The following is a 2,091-nucleotide window of genomic DNA, read 5'->3' on the forward strand; positions in this document are numbered from 1 at the left end:
CAGTCGACGTAGCGCTCCCACGGGTTGAGGGTGGGATCGAGCCCCTTGAGCCGGAAGGAATTGACCACCTGCTCGGGCGTGGGCCGCGGAATCCGCTCCTGCTCAAGCAGCGCCGGCTGCAGCGTGCTCACAGCCAGGAGATAGCCGGCACTGGTGGTCAGGAAGATCATGAAGACATACGTGAGCGCACGTTTGGCGAGATATCGAAGCATGGAGCGGCTAGTTCTGGATCGCCGTTGCCTGAGCAGATCCGTGCGTCACGGCTGCGGCCGCACGGGCGGGCCCGCCTGCGCCAGGGACAAGATTATTCACAACGTCGATCCTTCCGTCGTCCCCATCCGGCAGCGGGTTCCGCGGCCGGTTCGGGAGTATGGGCCAGCTGGTTTCCGGCCGCCCGCATGCCTTGCGGCTGAGCCCTTGTGGGCTATGTTGCGGGTCACATTCCAGAGGAAGCTATCACATTAGCCGGGCTCCGCCGGGCTCTCACGGGCCGCGACACGGCGGCTTCGCTACAGATCGTTATGAATAACTCCGTGGAATGGATTTGGACCACGGAACCGGCTGCGCCGCTAGGAGCCGCACACTACGCGCGTGACAAGCTCCCGCCAGGTGTCCGCAAGGCGCTCCGGCGCAATCCCGTGCACGCCGACGGAATGAAGCAACAGTTCCGGCTCCAGCGACGCCCCGAGGGCCGACGCCATGACCCACGGGTCCGCCGTCACGCCGGCTTCGCGCAGCAGCATCTCGAGATGACGGCGCCAGAGGACGGCCGGCGGGACATCGAACCTGTTGTAGACCGAGGCGTCGGCGGCCCGCGCCAGCTCCCCGAATTCCAGGATCCAGTCAATGCGGGCGGCGCCCACGGCGATCAGCCGCTCCAGGGGCGGCGCGCCGGGACCTACCGGGGGCGGACCAAACATGAACCGGCCCTGGAATTCGGCCTCGGCGTCGCTAAGGAGCGCCATCATCAGCCCGGCACGGCTGCCGAACCGCCGGAACACCGTCCCTTTTCCAACTCCGGCGCGCTGCGCCAGCCGGTCCATGGTGAGGGCGTCGGCGCTGGATTCCTCAACGATTTCCCGGGCGGCGCAGAGCAGGAGCTCCCTGTTGCGGATCGCGTCGCTGCGCGCTGATTCTGCGGCGGGCGCGGCGGGGCGCCCTGACCCGGACTGGGCACCGGGACGGATCGGGATGAGGCTCACACCGCTGATTCTAGCGCCCCGGAATATAACCGGACCGCAGTCCGTTTAGGATGGGTGAAGGCCCCAAAACCTCACGATCCACCAGCCGCCGGAATCACCCCGCGGCGTGATGCACAGGAGTACACATGTCCAAGAAGACCATCCTCACTCTCGTCGGCAGCCTTCGCGCCGGCTCCACCAACCTGCAGCTGGCCGAGGCCATCGCGCTCAACGCCCCGGAACAGGTGGACGTGGTCATTCACGAGAGCCTGGGCAACATCCCCTTCTACAACGAGGACATCGACGTCGAAGGCCAGGTGCCCGCGGCCGCCGCCGCCCTGCGGGCCGCCGCCAACGAGGCCGACACCATCCTGCTGGTCACGCCGGAGCATAACGGCACCGTCCCGGCATCGCTGAAGAACGCCATCGACTGGCTGTCCCGCCCCTTCGGCGCAGGCGCCCTGTCCGGCAAGCCCACCGCGGTTGTCGGAACCGCCTTTGGCCAGTTCGGCGGCGTATGGGCCCAGGACGAGGCCCGCAAGGCCGTCGGCATCGCCGGCGCCCAGGTCCTCGAAAACGTCAAGCTGGCAGTCCCGGGCTCGATGGTCCGCTTCGCCGAGGTTCACCCCAAGGACGACGCCGAAGTTGTCGAGCAGATCAAGGGCGTGTTCGACGCGCTGGCCGAGGCTCCCGCTGCGGAAGCGGCGTAAGCTTCCGCACCCCGCACTCCGCTCCAGATACCTCCCGGGCCCCCGGCAGCACACGGCTGCCGGGGGCCTCGGGCCGCCCGTAGCAGCCCGGTCGCTTTCGGCCCGGGCATTATCTGGAAACAATCGTTTCCCCCAAGACAACACGGGTAGTATCCTTGGGTTTGTGACCCACGAAACACTTGATGCCGCCGCAGCAGTAC

At 67.3% G+C, this 2,091-nt stretch carries 2 protein-coding genes and 1 pseudogene; 1 reads left to right on the top strand and 2 read right to left on the bottom strand.

Annotation, left to right across the window (positions count from 1 at the left end; genetic code table 11):
* Together LQV45_RS27800 and LQV45_RS27805 are read right to left on the bottom strand one after the other, a co-directional pair.
* A pseudogene (locus LQV45_RS27800) lies at window positions 1-212 on the bottom strand (ABC transporter permease); the annotation flags it as partial.
* Window positions 213-569: 357 nt separating this feature from the next.
* Window positions 570-1,202: a TetR/AcrR family transcriptional regulator gene (locus LQV45_RS27805; RefSeq protein ID WP_374208312.1), complete on the bottom strand. Its 633-nt coding sequence runs from the start codon at window positions 1,200-1,202 to the stop codon at window positions 570-572.
* A gap of 125 nt (window positions 1,203-1,327) precedes the next feature.
* Between LQV45_RS27805 and LQV45_RS27810 the strand changes: the two genes are divergently transcribed.
* A complete protein-coding gene (locus LQV45_RS27810; protein ID WP_018775397.1) occupies window positions 1,328-1,891 on the top strand; it encodes an NAD(P)H-dependent oxidoreductase in 564 nt (187 codons plus the stop codon).
* The last annotated feature ends 200 nt before the right edge of the window (window positions 1,892-2,091 follow it).

The sequence above is a fragment of the Microbacterium sp. Bi128 genome, assembly GCF_918698205.1.

Excerpts from the sequence above, each read along its gene's own strand:
- LQV45_RS27810 (WP_018775397.1), top strand. The coding sequence starts at position 1,328 with ATGTCCAAGAAGACCATCCTCACTCTCGTCGGCAGCCTTCGCGCCGGC.